Consider the following 14,739-nt stretch of genomic DNA (forward strand, 5'->3'; position numbering starts at 1 on the left):
ACCCTGGTGGCCTGCTTTCTTTTGGTGGTGATTGCCGGTGGCCGGTATGGGTTGGACGTGTTGGGTTTCTTGCTCATCCCCGAGGTTGGTCTTTTCTGCCTGGGGCTCTCTTACCTGGCGTCCCTTACCTTATTGGTGTGTGGAACCGGCTATATCTTCAAAAGCCTGGGAAAAATCCCCCAGCCAGACGGGGTCAGAAGCAGCACTCTGGTCTTGCTAACCACCTGGTTCGCCCAAGGGCTTCTGCTCTTGCTGGTAAGTGCTCTAGCCCTATTGATGACTCTTTTCTTTATCTTCTTGTTGGTGCTGGGCAACGACTGGACGCGCTACGAGATTGAGGGGAAAACCTATTACCAGGCCAGAACCCCATTTTGGGGTGACTCTTGCAGGCAACTAGAGCAGACCTACCTGATATTTGCCCGTGACCTTGGCGATAGCTATGTCTGCTGGTACAACAACTACGACGGCAAGGCCACCCCCACACCGCCGAGCAGCCTGGATGAGATTCGGGTGCCAGAGGCCTTCACTCCGTCCGCACCATCAATGCCTGTCCCCGAGCCCACCGGCCAGCCCTACACTCCCGCTCCGCTTACCCCGGTTGAGGCTGAAAACGTCACCGACATCGACGAGAGCGGAACCTTCGGTCTGGTTCTGGCCAACAGCAACGACATCTACGCCGCAACCTACAGCCCAGACCAGGGCCACTGGCTCATGGGCGGAAAAATCTCTACGGTTGGAGCCAAATCCCTAGAACTCTGCGGTCACCAGCGCCTCAGCGAGACAGTCCTGGTTTACTGCCAAGCCCGTGCCGAAGGGGCCACACTGCTGACCAGCCCAGATAACGGGCTCACCTGGACTACCCACGAGCTAGACCCAGCTGCCTCCTACCTTCTAGAGGCCCACTACACTAACGGAATCTACACCCTTGAAGTTGGCTACCCGGCCTGGGTTCCCTCAAGTAGCACCACCATCATCACCTCATCCGACGGCCTCACTTGGCAGACCCGCTAACCACCGGCGTCCGCCCCTGCCCGGGGTAGGTACAAAAAACCGGGTGGTCAACTAGAGCTGACCACCCGGTTTTAAAGTATTGAGAGCAGGCAGGACGCCCGCCCTACCTTAGCGGGAGCGCTGGCGCAGACGCTGCAGGTCGAGGATGACCACAGCGCGAGCCTCCAGGCGGATCCAGCCGCGGGAAACGAACTCAGCCAGAGCCTTGTTCACGGTTTCGCGGGAAGCGCCCACCAGCTGGGCCAGTTCTTCCTGGGTCAGTTCGTGGGCAACCAGCACACCGTCGGTGGCGGGGCGACCGAAACGGTCAGCCAGGTCAAGCAGAGCCTTGGCAACGCGACCGGGAACGTCTGAGAAGACCAGGTCAGCCAGGTTCTCGTTGGTGCGGCGCAGGCGGCGGGCCAGGGCCTGCAGAACCTGGGCGGAGATGTTGGGGGACTTCTCCATAGCCTTACGCAGGGACTCGTGCTTGACACCTGCCAGGCGGGTCTCAGAGACAGCGGTTGCGCTGGTGGAGCGGGGTGAGGGGTCGAACAGGGCCATTTCGCCGAAGATTTCGCCGGGGCCCATGATAGCTACCAGGTTCTCGCGGCCATCGGAAGCGGTGCGACCCAGCTTCATCTTGCCTGAGATGACGAAGTAGAGCTGGTCGCCCTGGTCACCTTCGTAGAAGAGGGTAGCGCCGCGTGAAAGGTCGACTTCGGTGATGTCTTCGGTTAGCGCTGCAAAGGCTTCGTCGTCGAGTGAAGCGAACAGCGGAGCACGGCGTAGTACTTCAATATCCATGGTTCTCTTTTACTCCTGATGTGGATCTAAAGGGCGATTCGAGTGCAGTGCCCTGTACACACAGGGCGGGCAGACTTCTAAGCATAGTCTTTGCCTAGTTCATCACACAGCACTTTTATCTGTGACATATTCAACTAATAAGAGCCTACAGGATATTTGATGCTTTCGATACCCAAAGCGCCTAGAGCTTAGTCCCTTCACCGAGAATTTTTCCTGAGTTTCCGCCTATTTTTTCAGGTTGGGCGTGTAGGCTGTGGTATTCCTGTGAGGGCTGAGTCCCGGCAGAGCTCCCAGCGTCCGCTCGGTTTTTACTGAGGCGGCATAGGGTGGAGCCTAGCCCGTTTGGCCTTCCCCGTTGAATGGAGAATCATGACCGTTCTTGACTGGGTCATTATTGCTATTATTGCCCTCTACTTCTTAGCCGGTGTACGGCAGGGGCTCTTTGTCACCCTGGGTACCTTTGTTGGGTTTGTGCTGGGCGCGGTTGCAGCTATTTACGCCACCCCCTGGGTCATTGACCAGGTTGATGCACGGTGGTACCTGCTGGCCGGGCTGGGCACGGTACTTGCCTGCCTGGTTTTGGGGCAGACTCTGGGTATGACCCTGGGCAGTGCTATCCGCAGGGCAAGCGACCGCACGCCCCTGCGAGGTCTGGAGCGGCTTGCCGGTGGATTAGTCAACATGGTGCTGGCCTCGCTCGTGATTGTCACGGTGGTGCTGGTCGTCCGCCCCCTGGGTATTCCCTCTGTTACCGCTTTGACCGCAGACTCTAAGGTCATTAGCTGGATGATGCAGATGACCCCGGCCTCCGCCCAAGAGAAGGTCACCGAGATCCGCGGCCAAATCGTACAGGCCACCGGCCTTCCTGAAATCTCCCAGCTACTCTACCCCGAGCAATCTGCCCCTCTAGGCACCCTGCAAACGGCGGCCCTGGACGAGGCCGGCTGGTCGGTTGTGCAGGTGGTGGGATCAGCTCAGGCCTGTAATTACACATCGGAGGGGTCAGGGTTCGTGGTGGACGGCGGCCTGGTGGTCACCAACGCCCACGTGGTGGCAGGCGTCAGCACCCCCACCCTACTCAGCCGCGACGGCCAAGCCGCAACAGGCGATGTGGTCTACTACGACACCGAACGCGATATCGCGATTATCAGCGCCCCCGATCTTGACCTCACCCCCCTGGCCGTCAACCAGGCCGAGGTCGCTTCGGGAACCGAAGTTGCCTTCATGGGCTACCCCGGTGGCGGCCCCTTCACAAGCCGGGCTGCAATAGTTCAGGGGTTGGGTTACACCCAAACCATCAATTCACAAACAGGTGAAACTAACCCCTCCCGCCTGGTCTACCAGCTCGCTGCCCAAGTGCAGCAGGGTAACTCCGGCGGGCCTGTGCTCACCGAGGACGGGCAGGTCATGGCTATGGTCTTTGCCAAGTCAACCCAGAGCCAGACCGGTTATGCCGTCCCGGCGGCGCATATTCTTGAGGCCCTGGCTCAGGTCAGCGCAGCCTCACCCGAGGTTGCTACCGGCCAGTGCGTGCCCAGCTAAGGCTGGGCGAGCTGGGTGGGGCGGGCGTAGAGAAGATAAACCGCTAGCCCCACCCCCAGCAAAACCAGCCCGCCCGCAAGAGAGGCGGGCGGGAGCGTCCCCACCACCAGGCAACAGCCAGCCGCCCCGGCGGCCTGCAGGGCGCGGGGGTAACGGCGGTAGGAGCCGGTCTGGGTAAAGGCTGCCAGGTTGGCTACACAGTAGTAGAGCAGCACCCCGAAAGACGAAAAGCCGATAGCGCCGCGCACATCAAAGAGCAGAATCAGGGCGGTGACAGCAACCGCTACGGTGATTTCTAGCCGGTAGGGTACCCCGTAGACCGGGTGCAAGTGGGCAAAATAGGTAGGAAAGTCGCGATTGGAGGCCATAGCCTGGCCGGTGCGGCCGATACCCGTGATGAGGGCAAGCAGGGCTCCGAGTGCGCCAATCGAGGCAGCTAGCCCCATAAGGGCTGCCAGCGGGACCGAGGATCCCACGGCGGTAGCTAGCGGGGCCGAGGATCCCACGGCGGTAGCCAGCGGGGCGGACGCGTCCGCCAGACCCTCATAGCCCAGCTGGTGAATGAGGGCCAAGGCAACCAGTACATACAGTGAGCCCACCAGGGTAAGGGCAATGATGATGGCCCGCGGAATGGTGCGGGCGGGGTCCCTCACCTCTGATCCCATAGTTGCGATGCGGGCATAGCCCGCGAAGGCAAAGAAGAGCAGACCCGCGCCCTGCAGTATCCCGTAGATGGTTGCCACCGGGCTGATGGGGGCAGCGGACGCACCCGCCCCAGCCCCTGCGTTTGGGCTGGTGATCGCCGGGTCGGGGGCTACCCCGAGCAGGACTGCCCCGAAAAAGACTGCCAGGGCTAAGAGCACCAGCGTAACCAGGATTTTAGTGAGGGCCGCGGTGCGGGTAATGCCCCTGTAGTTGACGGCGGTGAGGGCAGCAACTGCGGCGATAGCGAGGAGCTTTTCGTAACCCGGTGCTAGATAGGAGGCAAAGGTCATGGCCATAGCGGCACAACTGGCGGTTTTACCGATTACGAAGCACCAGCCGGCGGCAAAGCCCCAGGCATGCCCCAGTTGGCGACTGCCGTAGATGTAGGTGCCGCCTGATTCTGGGTGCTGGGCGGCCAGCTGGGCCGAAGAGGTGGCATTGGCGAAAGCGAGAAAAGCAGCTAGGGCTAGAGAGAGCAGTAGCCAGTTGCCCGCTGCCGCTGTTGCCGGGGCGAAAGCGGCAAAGAGGCCTGCCCCAATCATGGATCCGGCACCGATATAGACGGCGTCGGTCAGGGAGAGCTTTGCCTGAGGTTGGGGGGCCATCGTACCGGGTTAGCCTAGGTGACGGGCTAGGAAGGCTAGGGCTAGTTCGTAGCCCTGGGCCCCGGCACCGGCAATGACGGCGGTCGCCTGGGGAGAAACATAGGAGTGGTGGCGGAAGGGTTCCCGCCGGTGCACGTTGGAGAGATGTACTTCAACGACCGGCAGCTCGGCCGCTTCAAGGGCGTCGTGCAGGGCCACGGAGGTGTGGGTGTAGGCGGCCGGGTTGATGATGATACCGGCGGACGCGGTGCGGGCGGCCTGGATGGCGTCGATCAGATCGCCCTCGTGGTTGGACTGCATGAAGGTAATCTCATAGCCCAGCTCGGCGGCCTGGGCGCGGAGGGTGGCTTCGATGTCGGCTAGGGTGGTACGCCCGTAAATCTCGGGTTTGCGTGCGCCGAGCAGGTTGAGGTTGGGGCCGTTAATCACGGAGATATGTCGTGGTGCAGTCTGTGGTGTTGCCATAGGTTCTAGTTTTTCACACGAAAACGCCCGCCTCCAGCTTGCAGCCATAGATGGAGCACACTGGGGCGGGCGTTTAATCAAAGAACACTAACTTCGATAGATGTGGGGCATGCGTGCCAAAGCCGACTGGCTGGGGCTGGCATGAATTGCTTGCGAGCCAGCAAGAAGGTTAGTCGGCGGGCACGCATGCCCCACATCCTGTTATATCGCGCTGCTAACCCTTCTTGAAGTTAGCCTCGATAGCTTCCATGACGGTGGGATCTGCCAGGGTGGTGGTGTCACCGACCGGGCGGTCTTCGGCGACGTCCTTGAGCAGACGGCGCATGATTTTGCCGGAGCGGGTCTTGGGCAAATCATCCACAATCAGCACGCGCTTGGGCTTGGCAATCGGGGAGATTTCGACGCCCACGTGAGCACGAATCTGCTCTGCCAGCTCGGTCTCGTCGTGCCCTGCTGCCTTGGCCTCGTCGTTGAGGATGACGAAAGCCATGACGGCCTGGCCGGTGGTTTCGTCGGCTGCACCAACAACCGCTGCCTCGGCGACCGCGGGGTGGGAGACCAGGGCGGACTCGATTTCGGGGGTGGAGAGGCGGTGGCCGGAGACGTTCATGACGTCGTCCACGCGGCCCAGGACCCAGAGGTCGCCGTCGGCGTCGCGCTTGGCGCCGTCACCGGCGAAGTACATGTTTTCGAAGCGGGACCAGTAGGTGTCGACGAAGCGGTCGTCGTCGCCCCAGATGGTGCGGAGCATGGAGGGCCAGGGCTCGCGGATGGTCAGGAAGCCGGACTGCTCGTTGGGCAGGGACTCGCCCAGGTCGTCCACCACGTCGATGGTGATGCCGGGAATGGGCTGCTGGGCGCTACCGGGCTTGGCCGCGGTGATACCGGGCAGCTGGGAGACCATAATCGCGCCGGTCTCGGTCTGCCACCAGGTATCGACGATGGGGCACTTGCCGCCGCCGATGACGCGGTGGAACCAGCGCCAGGCTTCGGGGTTGATGGCTTCGCCCACGGTGCCGAGCACGCGCAGGGTAGAGAGGTCGTACTGGGCGGGGATGTCCTCGCCCCACTTCATCATGGTGCGAATAGCGGTGGGGGAGGTGTACATGATGGTCACCCCGTACTTCTGCACGATTTCCCAGAAGCGGCCGCGGTGCGGGGCATCGGGGGTGCCTTCGTAGATGACCTGGGTGGAGCCGTTGACCAGGGGGCCGTAGGCGACGTAGGAGTGGCCGGTGACCCAGCCGACGTCTGCGGTGCACCAGTAGATGTCGGTTTCGGGCTTGAGGTCGAAGATGTTCTTGTGGGTGAAAGCGCCCTGGGTGAGGTAGCCGCCGGTGGTGTGCAGAATACCCTTGGGCTTACCGGTGGTGCCGGAGGTGTAGAGGATGAAGAGGGGGTCTTCGGCGTTCTGGCGGGAGGGCTCGTGCTCGGTGGACTGCTCGGCAACCAGCTCGTGCCACCAGACGTCGCGGCCCTCAGCCCAGTTGATATCTTCGCCGTTGCGCTTGACGACCAGAACCTTTTCGACCGAAGAGCCACCCTTGGCCAGGGCAGTGTCGACGGCGGGCTTGAGCATGGAGGGCTTGCCGCGGCGGAAGGAACCGTCGGCGGTGATAACCAGCTTGGCCTCGCCGTCCTCGATGCGGGAGAGCAGGGCGTCGGCTGAGAAGCCGCCGAAGACGACCGAGTGCACAGCGCCGATGCGGGCGCAAGCCAGCATGGCGATCACAGCTTCGGCAATCATGGGCATGTAGATAGCAACGCGGTCGCCCTTAGAAACACCCAGGGATTCGATGCCGTTGGCTACGCGGGAGACCTCGTCCTTGAGCTCTGCGTAGGTGTAGGACTTGGTGTCGCCGGGCTCGCCCTCAAAAAGGATGGCGGTGCGGTCGCCGTTACCTGCTTCAACATGGCGGTCTACGGCGTTGTAGCAGGCGTTGAGCTCGCCGTCTGCGAACCACTTGGCGAAGGGCGGGTTGGACCAGTCGAGGGTTTCGGTGAAGGGCTTGTACCAGGTGAGCAGGTTGCGGGCCTGTTCTGCCCAAAATTCGGTGCCTTTTTCTTTGGCTTCTTCGTAGATGCCGGGCTGAGCGTTGGCCTGGGCTGAGAATTCGGCGCTGGGGGCGAAGACGTCCTGGGTGTCGGTCATGGTGTGCCTTCCTGTTCTGTGGGGCGCGTCATTGATGTGCGCCACAAACGGACTTTTTCTCACCTTAGCGCACCATGTAGCGCTAGTCACAAATTTGTGCGTTCGTGTTACGCGAAATCAGGACGCCGGTGGCAGCTAACCCGGGTACCGCAAAGACGGGCGGCGGTAGGCTTGGGATATGCCCCTACATGCCGATGTACCTCTTAGCCCTGACGAGCTCGCCCAACTCGAAACCCGCTCTGTACCCGAGCCCAAGGCGCGAGCGTCCGCCCGTAAGTACGCCCGCGCAGCAGCTCGCGGTGAGGCCGAAAGCCCCCTAGCGCTCACCCGTCGTGCCCGCAAAATCAACCGTATTTTGGGGGAGACCTACCCCTATGCGGTTGCCGAACTCGATTTTGATAACCCCTTTGAGCTCCTGGTAGCTACCGTGCTCTCAGCCCAAACCACCGATGTGCGCGTGAATGCCACCACCCCCGAACTTTTTGCCCGTTACCCCGATGCGGCGGCGCTGGCATCCGCCCGAATCGAAGACGTGGAAGACATCGTGCGGCCTCTGGGCTTCTACCGCTCCAAGGCCAAAGCAATCGTGAATCTGGCAGCCCAGCTGGTGGCAGATTACCGCGGGCAGGTACCGGGCAGGCTTGAGGAATTAGTTAAGCTCCCCGGGGTAGGGCGAAAAACCGCTTTCGTGGTGCTGGGTAACGCCTTTGGCAAGCCGGGAATTACCGTCGATACCCACTTCGGCCGCCTGGCCCGCCGCTTTGGCTTCACCACCGAAGAAGACCCCGTTAAGGTCGAACGCGACGTCGCCGAGCTGTTTGAACCCAAGGACTGGACGCAGCTTTCCCATCGGCTGGTCTACCACGGCCGCCGCATCTGTCACGCCCAAAAACCGGCCTGCGGGGCTTGCCCCATTGCCGATCTTTGCCCGGCTTACGGTGCCGGTGAAACCGACCCGGTGGCGGCAGAGAAACTGCTCAAGTACGAGATGGCTCCGGGGCGTGAGCGCCTGCACCTGCGTTTTGTGCAGGGTGCTACCCGTCGCCAGCTGCGGGAAGAGGGGTGGACGCTCAGTGCCTAGGAAAGAGATGTTCGGGGAAGAGAAAGCGGGGCAGCACCCCGCCTTAGCGGCCCTGCAGGAGTTGGCGGAGCGGGCCCCGAGCGTTGTGCGCCCCGAGGATTCGTGGCCGATTGGGCAGATGGACCCGGGCACCGTTAAAGAGGCCGCTGTGCTGGTGCTGATGGGGGTGCTTGATGAGGCTCCGGCGCAGAATACCGGGTGCGGCACGGTTGCTTCGGACCTTGACCTCTTGGTGCTGGTGCGGTCGGAGGCCTTGCGCCATCATGCCGGTCAGCCTGCCCTACCCGGTGGGCGGATCGACCCTGAGGACTACGACGAGGCAGCCCGTACCGGCCGAACCGTCCAGCAGGTAGCTGCCCTGCGGGAGGCTGTGGAAGAGACCGGCCTGCAGGCTGAGGGGGTGCGCCTGCTGGGTCAGCTCCCGGCGGTCGATTTGCCGGTGAGTAACTACCGGGTGACTCCTGTGCTGGGCTGGTGGGACCTACCGACCCCGGTGGAGGCAGTAGACCGGAACGAGTCAACCCTGGTGGTGCGCGTGCCGGTGGCAGACCTGCTGAACCCGGCTAACCGGCTGACCGTGACGGTGACTCGCGGCCGGACCAGGCACAAATCCCCGGCTTTTGAGGTGACCGGCGACTTCGCCCCCTTTACCATCTGGGGTTTCACTGGCAACCTGCTCTCCCGGGTCTTTGAAGAGCTGGGCTGGGAAGAACCCTGGGATAAGAAGCGCACCCGGGAAGCTGGGAGTTAGCCTATTTAGCTTGCGAGTAATCGTCGGTGGTGACCACGGTGACGGGGAATTCGACGTCGGTGGGGCCGAAGATGAGTTCGGCGGCAGCTTGAGCTGACTCGCGCACGATCTCGGCGGCGCGGGCTGATTCGCCGATGGGCCCGTAGAGCATGATTTCGTCGTGGAGGAAGTAGACCAGGCGGGTTTGCATGCGTTTGCCGAAGCGGCGTTCGGTGCGGAGGCGTTTGCGGATTTGGGCCATCCAGATGATGGCCCATTCGGCGGCTGTTCCCTGGATGACGAAGTTGCGGGTGAAGCGGCTGTGGGTGCGGGCGGCTGAGCGGGCGGCGCGTTCGTCGGCTGCGGTGACCTGGTTGCGTTGGGCTTGGAACCAGGCGTGGGAGGGTGCTGGGGAGGTGCGCCCCAGGTAGGTGGTGACCTGCCCGCCGCGGAGGCCTACGTCGGCGGCGTGTTCGGTGAGGCCGATGGCGGCTGGGAACATTTTTTTGAGGTGGGGCATGAGCTGCCCGCCTTCGCCGGTGGTGGCTCCGTACATGGCAGCCAGTAGGGCGATTTTGGCGTGGGAGCGGTCGTTGAGCACGCTGCCGGTGCGTTCGCCGACGTGGGCGATGCCGAGGTAGAGGTCGGTGCCGCGTCCGGCGACGGTGAGGGCGCGGTCGCCGCTCATGACGGCGAGGATGCGGGGTTCGATTTGGGCGGCATCTGCGACGGTGAGCATCATGCCTTCTTCGGCGCGGATGGCGGGGCGGACGTCCTTGGGGATTTGCATGGCCCCGCCGCCGTGCCCGCCCCAGCGGCCGGTGGCGGCGGAGCCAACTTCGTAGGTGGGGTGGAAGCGGTTGTTGGTTATCCAGGCGTCGAGCCAGTTCCAGCCGTTGGCGGTGTAGAGGCGGGCGAGGCGTTTGTAGCCGAGCAGGGGGCGGACGAGCTGCCAGCGTTCTTCGCGTAGGTGGGGGACGGCGTTGGCCCATTCGGTGAGTTCCCATTTGCGGGTGGAGGTGACCGAGTGGCCGGCTGCCTGGAGGGCTTTGAGGACTTCTTGGGGGGAGTCGGGGTTGAGGTTGGGGGTGCCGAGTTCTTCGCGGATGCGGGTGGCGAGGCGCTCCATCTTGTAGGGGCGGTCGTAGCCTGCGGGGCGGGGGCCGAGGGTGTGTTCGAGGATTTTTTCGTGGACGGTGCGGTTCCAAGGCATGCCGTGGTGCTTCATTTCGGCTGCGATGAGGGCGCCCTGGGATTCTGCGGCGAGTAGGAGGGAGAGCCGGGCGGGGGCTGGGCAGGCGGCGACGGCCTCTAGCTGGGTGCGGAGTTCGGTGAGCAGGACGGACGCGGTTGGCCCGGCTATCTCGTGCTGTTCGGGGGAGGTTGTGCCCAAGTCGTCAAAGAGGGAGGTTTGCCCCTCGATTTGCCGCCTGGCGGGTAGCACTCCTGCTGGGGGCGCGGGTACGGGGGTGAGGTCGATGGTGGGCGTGTAAGGCAACCGGTTTTGGGCGCGGGTGGCGGCGGTGAGCAGGATTCGCTGGGCAAGGCGCAGATCGTGGCAGGACGCCGGTGAGACGCCAGCTGCCAGCAGTGCAGGCATGAGCTCGCGGGCGTCCGCCCAAGCCCAGCGGATTACCCGGTGCGGGTTCTGGGCTTCTACCGCGCGCACAAAATCGGGGAGCTTAGCGAAGGGGAAAATGCGGTGGGTGCCTGAGCCGGTGTCGTTCAGCGTAATAGCCTCCCACAGGGGCGTATCGCCGGGGGAGGTCGCTGGGCCAAGCACGATGTACATCTTTCTATTATGCCGTTTGCGCTGTTCACAGGGCTAGACACGGCACTTCTTCTGTGGCATAAAGAGAGACAAGAGAAAGATGCCGGGGCAGGGGCCTACCCTGAAAGGTAGCCATGCCCGATACTGAGATGCGTGTGCGCCGGTCGCGGCGCCGTTTCTTTGAGCCGACCCCCACAGACCTACCCGATGATATGCCGCTCTTAGCGGTAGAACCTGCCGAGACCGACCTGGGCCCACTCACACCTCTGGTGAGCAGAGAAGGGTTAACCGATATTTTCGTCAACGGCCCGCAGGATGTCTGGTACGAGGCCGCCGGTACCCTGCACCGGGCTGCCATTACCTTCCCCGACGACGAAGCCGTCCGGGCACTTGCCACCCGGCTGATCCTATCGGCTGGCGGCCGCCTGGACGACGCCTACCCGGCCGCCGACGTCCAAACCCAGCAGGGAATCCGCATCCACGCCCTGCTCCCACCCCTGAGCCGCTCCGGCACCCTGCTCTCCCTGCGCCTTCAACCGGCTCAGCGCCCGTCCTTACGGCAACTACAAGAGCGCGGCATGATGGGGCGCGACCTGGAACAGGTGCTGCGGCAGCTGGTGCGCTCGCGGGCTAATCTGCTGGTCAGCGGGGGAACTGGAACCGGCAAGACCACCCTGCTGGGTGCCCTGCTGCAGGAGGCGGACGCCGGTGAGCGGCTACTGCTGGTAGAAGATACTTCTGAACTGCAGCTAGACCACCCGCATACGGTGAGCCTACAGGCCCGGGCCGCTAACGCCGAGGGCCAGGGCGAGGTGGGGCTGGCAGAGCTGATTCGGCAGGCCCTTCGCATGCGGCCCAGCCGGCTGGTGGTGGGTGAGTGCCGCGGGGCTGAGGTCATGGACATGCTGACGGCCATGAACACCGGCCACTCCGGGAGCGGCACCACGGTGCACGCTAACTCCGCAGGGTCTGTGCCTGCCCGGCTCTACGCCATGGGGGCTCTCGCTGGGGTAAGTAGCCAGGCTGTGGCTCTGCAAGCTGCGACGGCGCTGGATTATATTGTGCACCTTGAACGTGAGGGTAAGCACCGTATAGTACGCGGGGTTTACCGGCTGGTAGGCGGGCACAACCTTGCCGTTGAGCCGGTCTGCACTGTGGAGCCGCGCCGTCGCGGCACCTACCTGCGCTGGCACCCCGGTGGTGAAGAGCTCCAGCAGGCAGCCGGGCTACCTCAGAGCACGGGGGTGGGTGCCTGATGCCGGTCAATGGTCTGAAAAGTCTTGGGGTTCGCAGCGAATCTGTGGGCTTAGAAGAGCTGGAGCTATGGCCCGATGCCATCTGGCGTCTTGCCGCCCTGCTGCGCGCGGGGTGCTCACCGGCGCAGGCCTGCACCCACGTAGCGGCCTATCTGGTGGGCCTAGAACATGAGGGGCGCACCGAACAGAAATCCGGCCTGCTCGCACTTGTGGGAAAGCTGCGGCCGTCCGCGTGCCAGCAGCAGGGCCTTGAAGGTGCCCGGGCCCAGATGGCCCAGCTTTTTGAGACCGCGAGCGCCCAAGCCCAGAAGGGCCTGCCCCTAGCCGGTGTGTATCTGAAGGCTTCCGGGCAGGCTGAGCTGCGCGAGAGCGTGAGGCAGGGAGCCGCCAGGGTGGCAGCCTGCTGGCAGGTGGGGGAGCGGACGGGCGCCTCACTAGCCCAGGTGTTTGAGCGTCTAGCCCGTTACCTGGAGACGGAAATTGACCTGCGCCAGCAGCGGGAGACGGCTTTGAGCGGGCCGCGGGCTACCGGTCGAATCCTTTCCTGGCTGCCTTTTGTGGGGCTGGGGCTGGGAATCCTGATGGGTACGGATCCCTTAGGGGTGCTTCTAGGTTCAGTTCCCGGGGCTCTTGTTGGGGGGCTGGGGCTGGTGCTGGCCTGGTGCGGCAGCCGCTGGACGGCCCGCCTGATTCGCCGCGCGGAAGAGGGGCAGTGATGCTGGGTCTACCGAGAGCGGGGAAGCAGCCCCGGGCGTCCGCTCCTAAACTAGATGCTGCCTTCTACCTGGATATGGCGGCCACCATGCTCGCGGCAGGGCTTTCGATCCCTGCGGTGCTGCACCAGCTGGGGCAGCTTGAAGAGGGAAGATACGAGGCAGAACTGACCGTTGTGGTTGAGCGCCTCTATCAGGGGAAGAGCTGGGCGGACGCCTGGGAGCAACCGGTTGCCCCGGGGCTCGTAGGCCTGTATGAGGCGCTGGGGCTGACGCTGAGCACGGGTGCACCGAGTGCCCAACTGGTGAGGGTTCTGGCCCAGCGGCAGCGCCGCCACCGGCAACGGGCCTATGAGAAAGCGGCTGCCCGTTTGAGCGTCAAACTGGTGGTGCCGCTGGGAGCTTGCTCGCTACCGTCCTTTATCTGCCTCGGGGTGGTGCCCGTTCTCATAGCCTTGTTTCCTGCGCTTTTTTAGAAGCGGGCAGGCGGTACGGACAGGTTGTCCACAGGCCTCCGGTGGAGGGCGCTGGGGCGTCATAAAAGCGTCACGGCTACACCGCTGACGAGGGAGCCGGGAGCTTTGCTCCCTGAAAAGACGGGAGAGCAGGCCCGCTGCCCTTATCCACAGGTAACACTACTCTTTACGCTATCTCGGGCAACTGGAAAGCTACAGGTACCTCGGGTGAAGGCCCCGGCGTCTTTCTCACTACCTCAACCCGCCCCTTACCCCGTCTTCACCCGAGTTCACCCGAAAGAACACAGCGCCTCGGCAAGGCCGCCGAGGAACACCATATCAAGGAGGAAACCGTGTCGAACACTCACCCCACATCACCTGTAGAAGGCCAGGTTTTTCAGGCCGGTCTCGATGACCCCGAAGCGGGCGCTACGACCGCCGAGTACGGAATCGTCATGCTGGCGGCCGTAGGCTTTGCGGGCCTACTCGTGGTCATCCTCAAATCTGAAGAAGTCCGCCAGATGCTGCTGGGGCTGGTGCAAACAGCCCTCTCAACCGGAGCATAGACCGCCTTCTATCTCTGTGCCCGGGCGGTTCAGCCCGGGCACAGAGACTGGAAAATCCGTAATTGATACCTGAAAGCCCTGGAACCCTCAGCCCAAGATAAGGTGGTGATACCGTGCAGACACTAGCCGCACCAGAAAACGAGAGAGGGTCAAGCACCGCTGAATTTGCGGTGATACTCCCTGCCCTTGTGTTCGTTCTGGCCCTGGTGCTGGGAGCTGCCGCAACCGGTATCGTACAGCTCAAACTGGAAGAGGGCGCTCGCCTGGGAGCCCGGGCAGCAGCCCGCGGGGAAACAGCCGAGACCGTAACCCGCATCGTGCAGGAGATAGACCCCGCAGCTACCGTCACCCTGGCTCAGGATGACGACATGACGGTCGTAACGGTGAGCAGGCAGGCTCCGGGAGTTGTGGGAAAGGTCAGCGGCTGGACGCTTACCGCCGATGCCCGGGCCCTCACGGAGCAAAGCCCTGTGTCAGAAGGTGGTAGCCCATGATGGCGTTTACTGGCGCTAAACGGCCCACTGACACTGAGCAGTCCACCGGCTCTGAGCGGGGGAGCAGCACCGTTGCCACGGTGGGCCTGGTCTGCGCTCTTCTTATTCTCGGGGCTACCTGTGCCGGGCTCATTGGGGTCATTACCGCGCAGCACCGGGCAGCGGCAGCAGCGGATCTAGCGGCTCTTGCCGCAGCGGACGTAGCCCGCGGCCTTGCTCCCGGAGAGCCCTGCGCGGTAGCCGAGCGCGTTGCCCACTCTAACGGGGCTCGGTTGGGTGGCTGCGGCCAGCCCGCCGGGTTGGGCGGGACGGTGGACGTCCGCACCCTCGTTGATATCACCGGCCCCTTCGCTTTCCTTGGTCCTGCTGAGGGCATATCCCGGGCTGGGCCACCTGATTCCTCATAA

15 protein-coding genes are annotated in these 14,739 nt (G+C 63.3%); 10 read left to right on the plus strand and 5 right to left on the minus strand.

What is annotated here, in order from left to right:
* Positions 1-276 precede the first annotated feature (276 nt).
* Complete coding sequence (locus ACFP6B_RS05975) at positions 277-1,011, plus strand: hypothetical protein (RefSeq protein ID WP_377128101.1); 735 nt, start codon at positions 277-279, stop codon at positions 1,009-1,011.
* Positions 1,012-1,119: 108 nt separating this feature from the next.
* Here ACFP6B_RS05975 and ACFP6B_RS05980 read toward each other — a convergent pair whose 3' ends face one another.
* Entirely contained in the window at positions 1,120-1,797 is a 678-nt protein-coding gene (locus ACFP6B_RS05980) for a Crp/Fnr family transcriptional regulator (protein WP_083091991.1), read from the minus strand.
* A 369-nt stretch (positions 1,798-2,166) separates the two neighbouring features.
* Between ACFP6B_RS05980 and ACFP6B_RS05985 the strand changes: the two genes are divergently transcribed.
* Positions 2,167-3,339: a MarP family serine protease gene (locus tag ACFP6B_RS05985; protein WP_377128105.1), complete on the plus strand. Its 1,173-nt coding sequence runs from the start codon at positions 2,167-2,169 to the stop codon at positions 3,337-3,339.
* Here ACFP6B_RS05985 and ACFP6B_RS05990 read toward each other — a convergent pair.
* The 3 genes from ACFP6B_RS05990 to acs form a co-directional block, all read right to left on the minus strand.
* A complete protein-coding gene (locus ACFP6B_RS05990) occupies positions 3,336-4,649 on the minus strand; it encodes an APC family permease (protein WP_377128108.1) in 1,314 nt (437 codons plus the stop codon). The genes ACFP6B_RS05985 and ACFP6B_RS05990 overlap by 4 nt on opposite strands.
* A 9-nt stretch (positions 4,650-4,658) precedes the next feature.
* On the minus strand, positions 4,659-5,114 hold the full coding sequence (gene aroQ / locus ACFP6B_RS05995; protein ID WP_377128111.1) for a type II 3-dehydroquinate dehydratase: 456 nt from the start codon (positions 5,112-5,114) through the stop codon (positions 4,659-4,661).
* Positions 5,115-5,328: 214 nt separating this feature from the next.
* Positions 5,329-7,266, minus strand: coding sequence for an acetate--CoA ligase (gene acs, locus ACFP6B_RS06000; protein ID WP_377128114.1), 1,938 nt, complete (start codon positions 7,264-7,266; stop codon positions 5,329-5,331).
* Positions 7,267-7,444: 178 nt separating this feature from the next.
* Here acs and nth point away from each other — a divergent pair, with 178 nt between their 5' ends.
* Positions 7,445-8,347, plus strand: a complete 903-nt coding sequence (gene nth, locus ACFP6B_RS06005) for an endonuclease III (RefSeq protein WP_377128117.1) — start codon at positions 7,445-7,447, stop codon at positions 8,345-8,347.
* Positions 8,340-9,098: an NUDIX hydrolase gene (locus ACFP6B_RS06010; RefSeq protein ID WP_377128120.1), complete on the plus strand. Its 759-nt coding sequence runs from the start codon at positions 8,340-8,342 to the stop codon at positions 9,096-9,098. The genes nth and ACFP6B_RS06010 overlap by 8 nt, the downstream gene beginning before the upstream one ends.
* Position 9,099: 1 nt before the next feature.
* Here the strand turns inward: ACFP6B_RS06010 and ACFP6B_RS06015 are convergent, their stop codons facing one another.
* Entirely contained in the window at positions 9,100-10,869 is a 1,770-nt protein-coding gene (locus ACFP6B_RS06015) for a bifunctional 3'-5' exonuclease/DNA polymerase (RefSeq protein WP_377128123.1), read from the minus strand.
* A 113-nt stretch (positions 10,870-10,982) separates the two neighbouring features.
* Between ACFP6B_RS06015 and ACFP6B_RS06020 the strand changes: the two genes are divergently transcribed.
* The 6 genes from ACFP6B_RS06020 (at position 10,983) to ACFP6B_RS06045 (ending at position 14,739) form a co-directional block, all read left to right on the plus strand.
* Positions 10,983-12,104: a TadA family conjugal transfer-associated ATPase gene (locus tag ACFP6B_RS06020; protein WP_377128126.1), complete on the plus strand. Its 1,122-nt coding sequence runs from the start codon at positions 10,983-10,985 to the stop codon at positions 12,102-12,104.
* 44 nt (positions 12,105-12,148) lie between these two features.
* A complete protein-coding gene (locus ACFP6B_RS06025) occupies positions 12,149-12,820 on the plus strand; it encodes a type II secretion system F family protein (protein WP_377128129.1) in 672 nt (223 codons plus the stop codon).
* A complete protein-coding gene (locus ACFP6B_RS06030) occupies positions 12,820-13,293 on the plus strand; it encodes a type II secretion system F family protein (protein WP_377128132.1) in 474 nt (157 codons plus the stop codon). The genes ACFP6B_RS06025 and ACFP6B_RS06030 overlap by 1 nt, the downstream gene beginning before the upstream one ends.
* Positions 13,294-13,625: 332 nt before the next feature.
* On the plus strand, positions 13,626-13,838 hold the full coding sequence (locus ACFP6B_RS06035) for a DUF4244 domain-containing protein (RefSeq protein ID WP_237194936.1): 213 nt from the start codon (positions 13,626-13,628) through the stop codon (positions 13,836-13,838).
* A 113-nt stretch (positions 13,839-13,951) separates the two neighbouring features.
* Positions 13,952-14,332 (plus strand): TadE family type IV pilus minor pilin, encoded by a 381-nt coding sequence (locus ACFP6B_RS06040; protein ID WP_377128136.1) that lies wholly within the window; start codon positions 13,952-13,954, stop codon positions 14,330-14,332.
* Entirely contained in the window at positions 14,329-14,739 is a 411-nt protein-coding gene (locus tag ACFP6B_RS06045) for an Rv3654c family TadE-like protein (RefSeq protein WP_377128140.1), read from the plus strand. Before ACFP6B_RS06040 ends, ACFP6B_RS06045 begins: the two co-directional genes overlap by 4 nt.

It is taken from the genome of Rothia nasimurium, from assembly GCF_042660305.1.
GTDB lineage: Bacteria > Actinomycetota > Actinomycetes > Actinomycetales > Micrococcaceae > Rothia > Rothia nasimurium.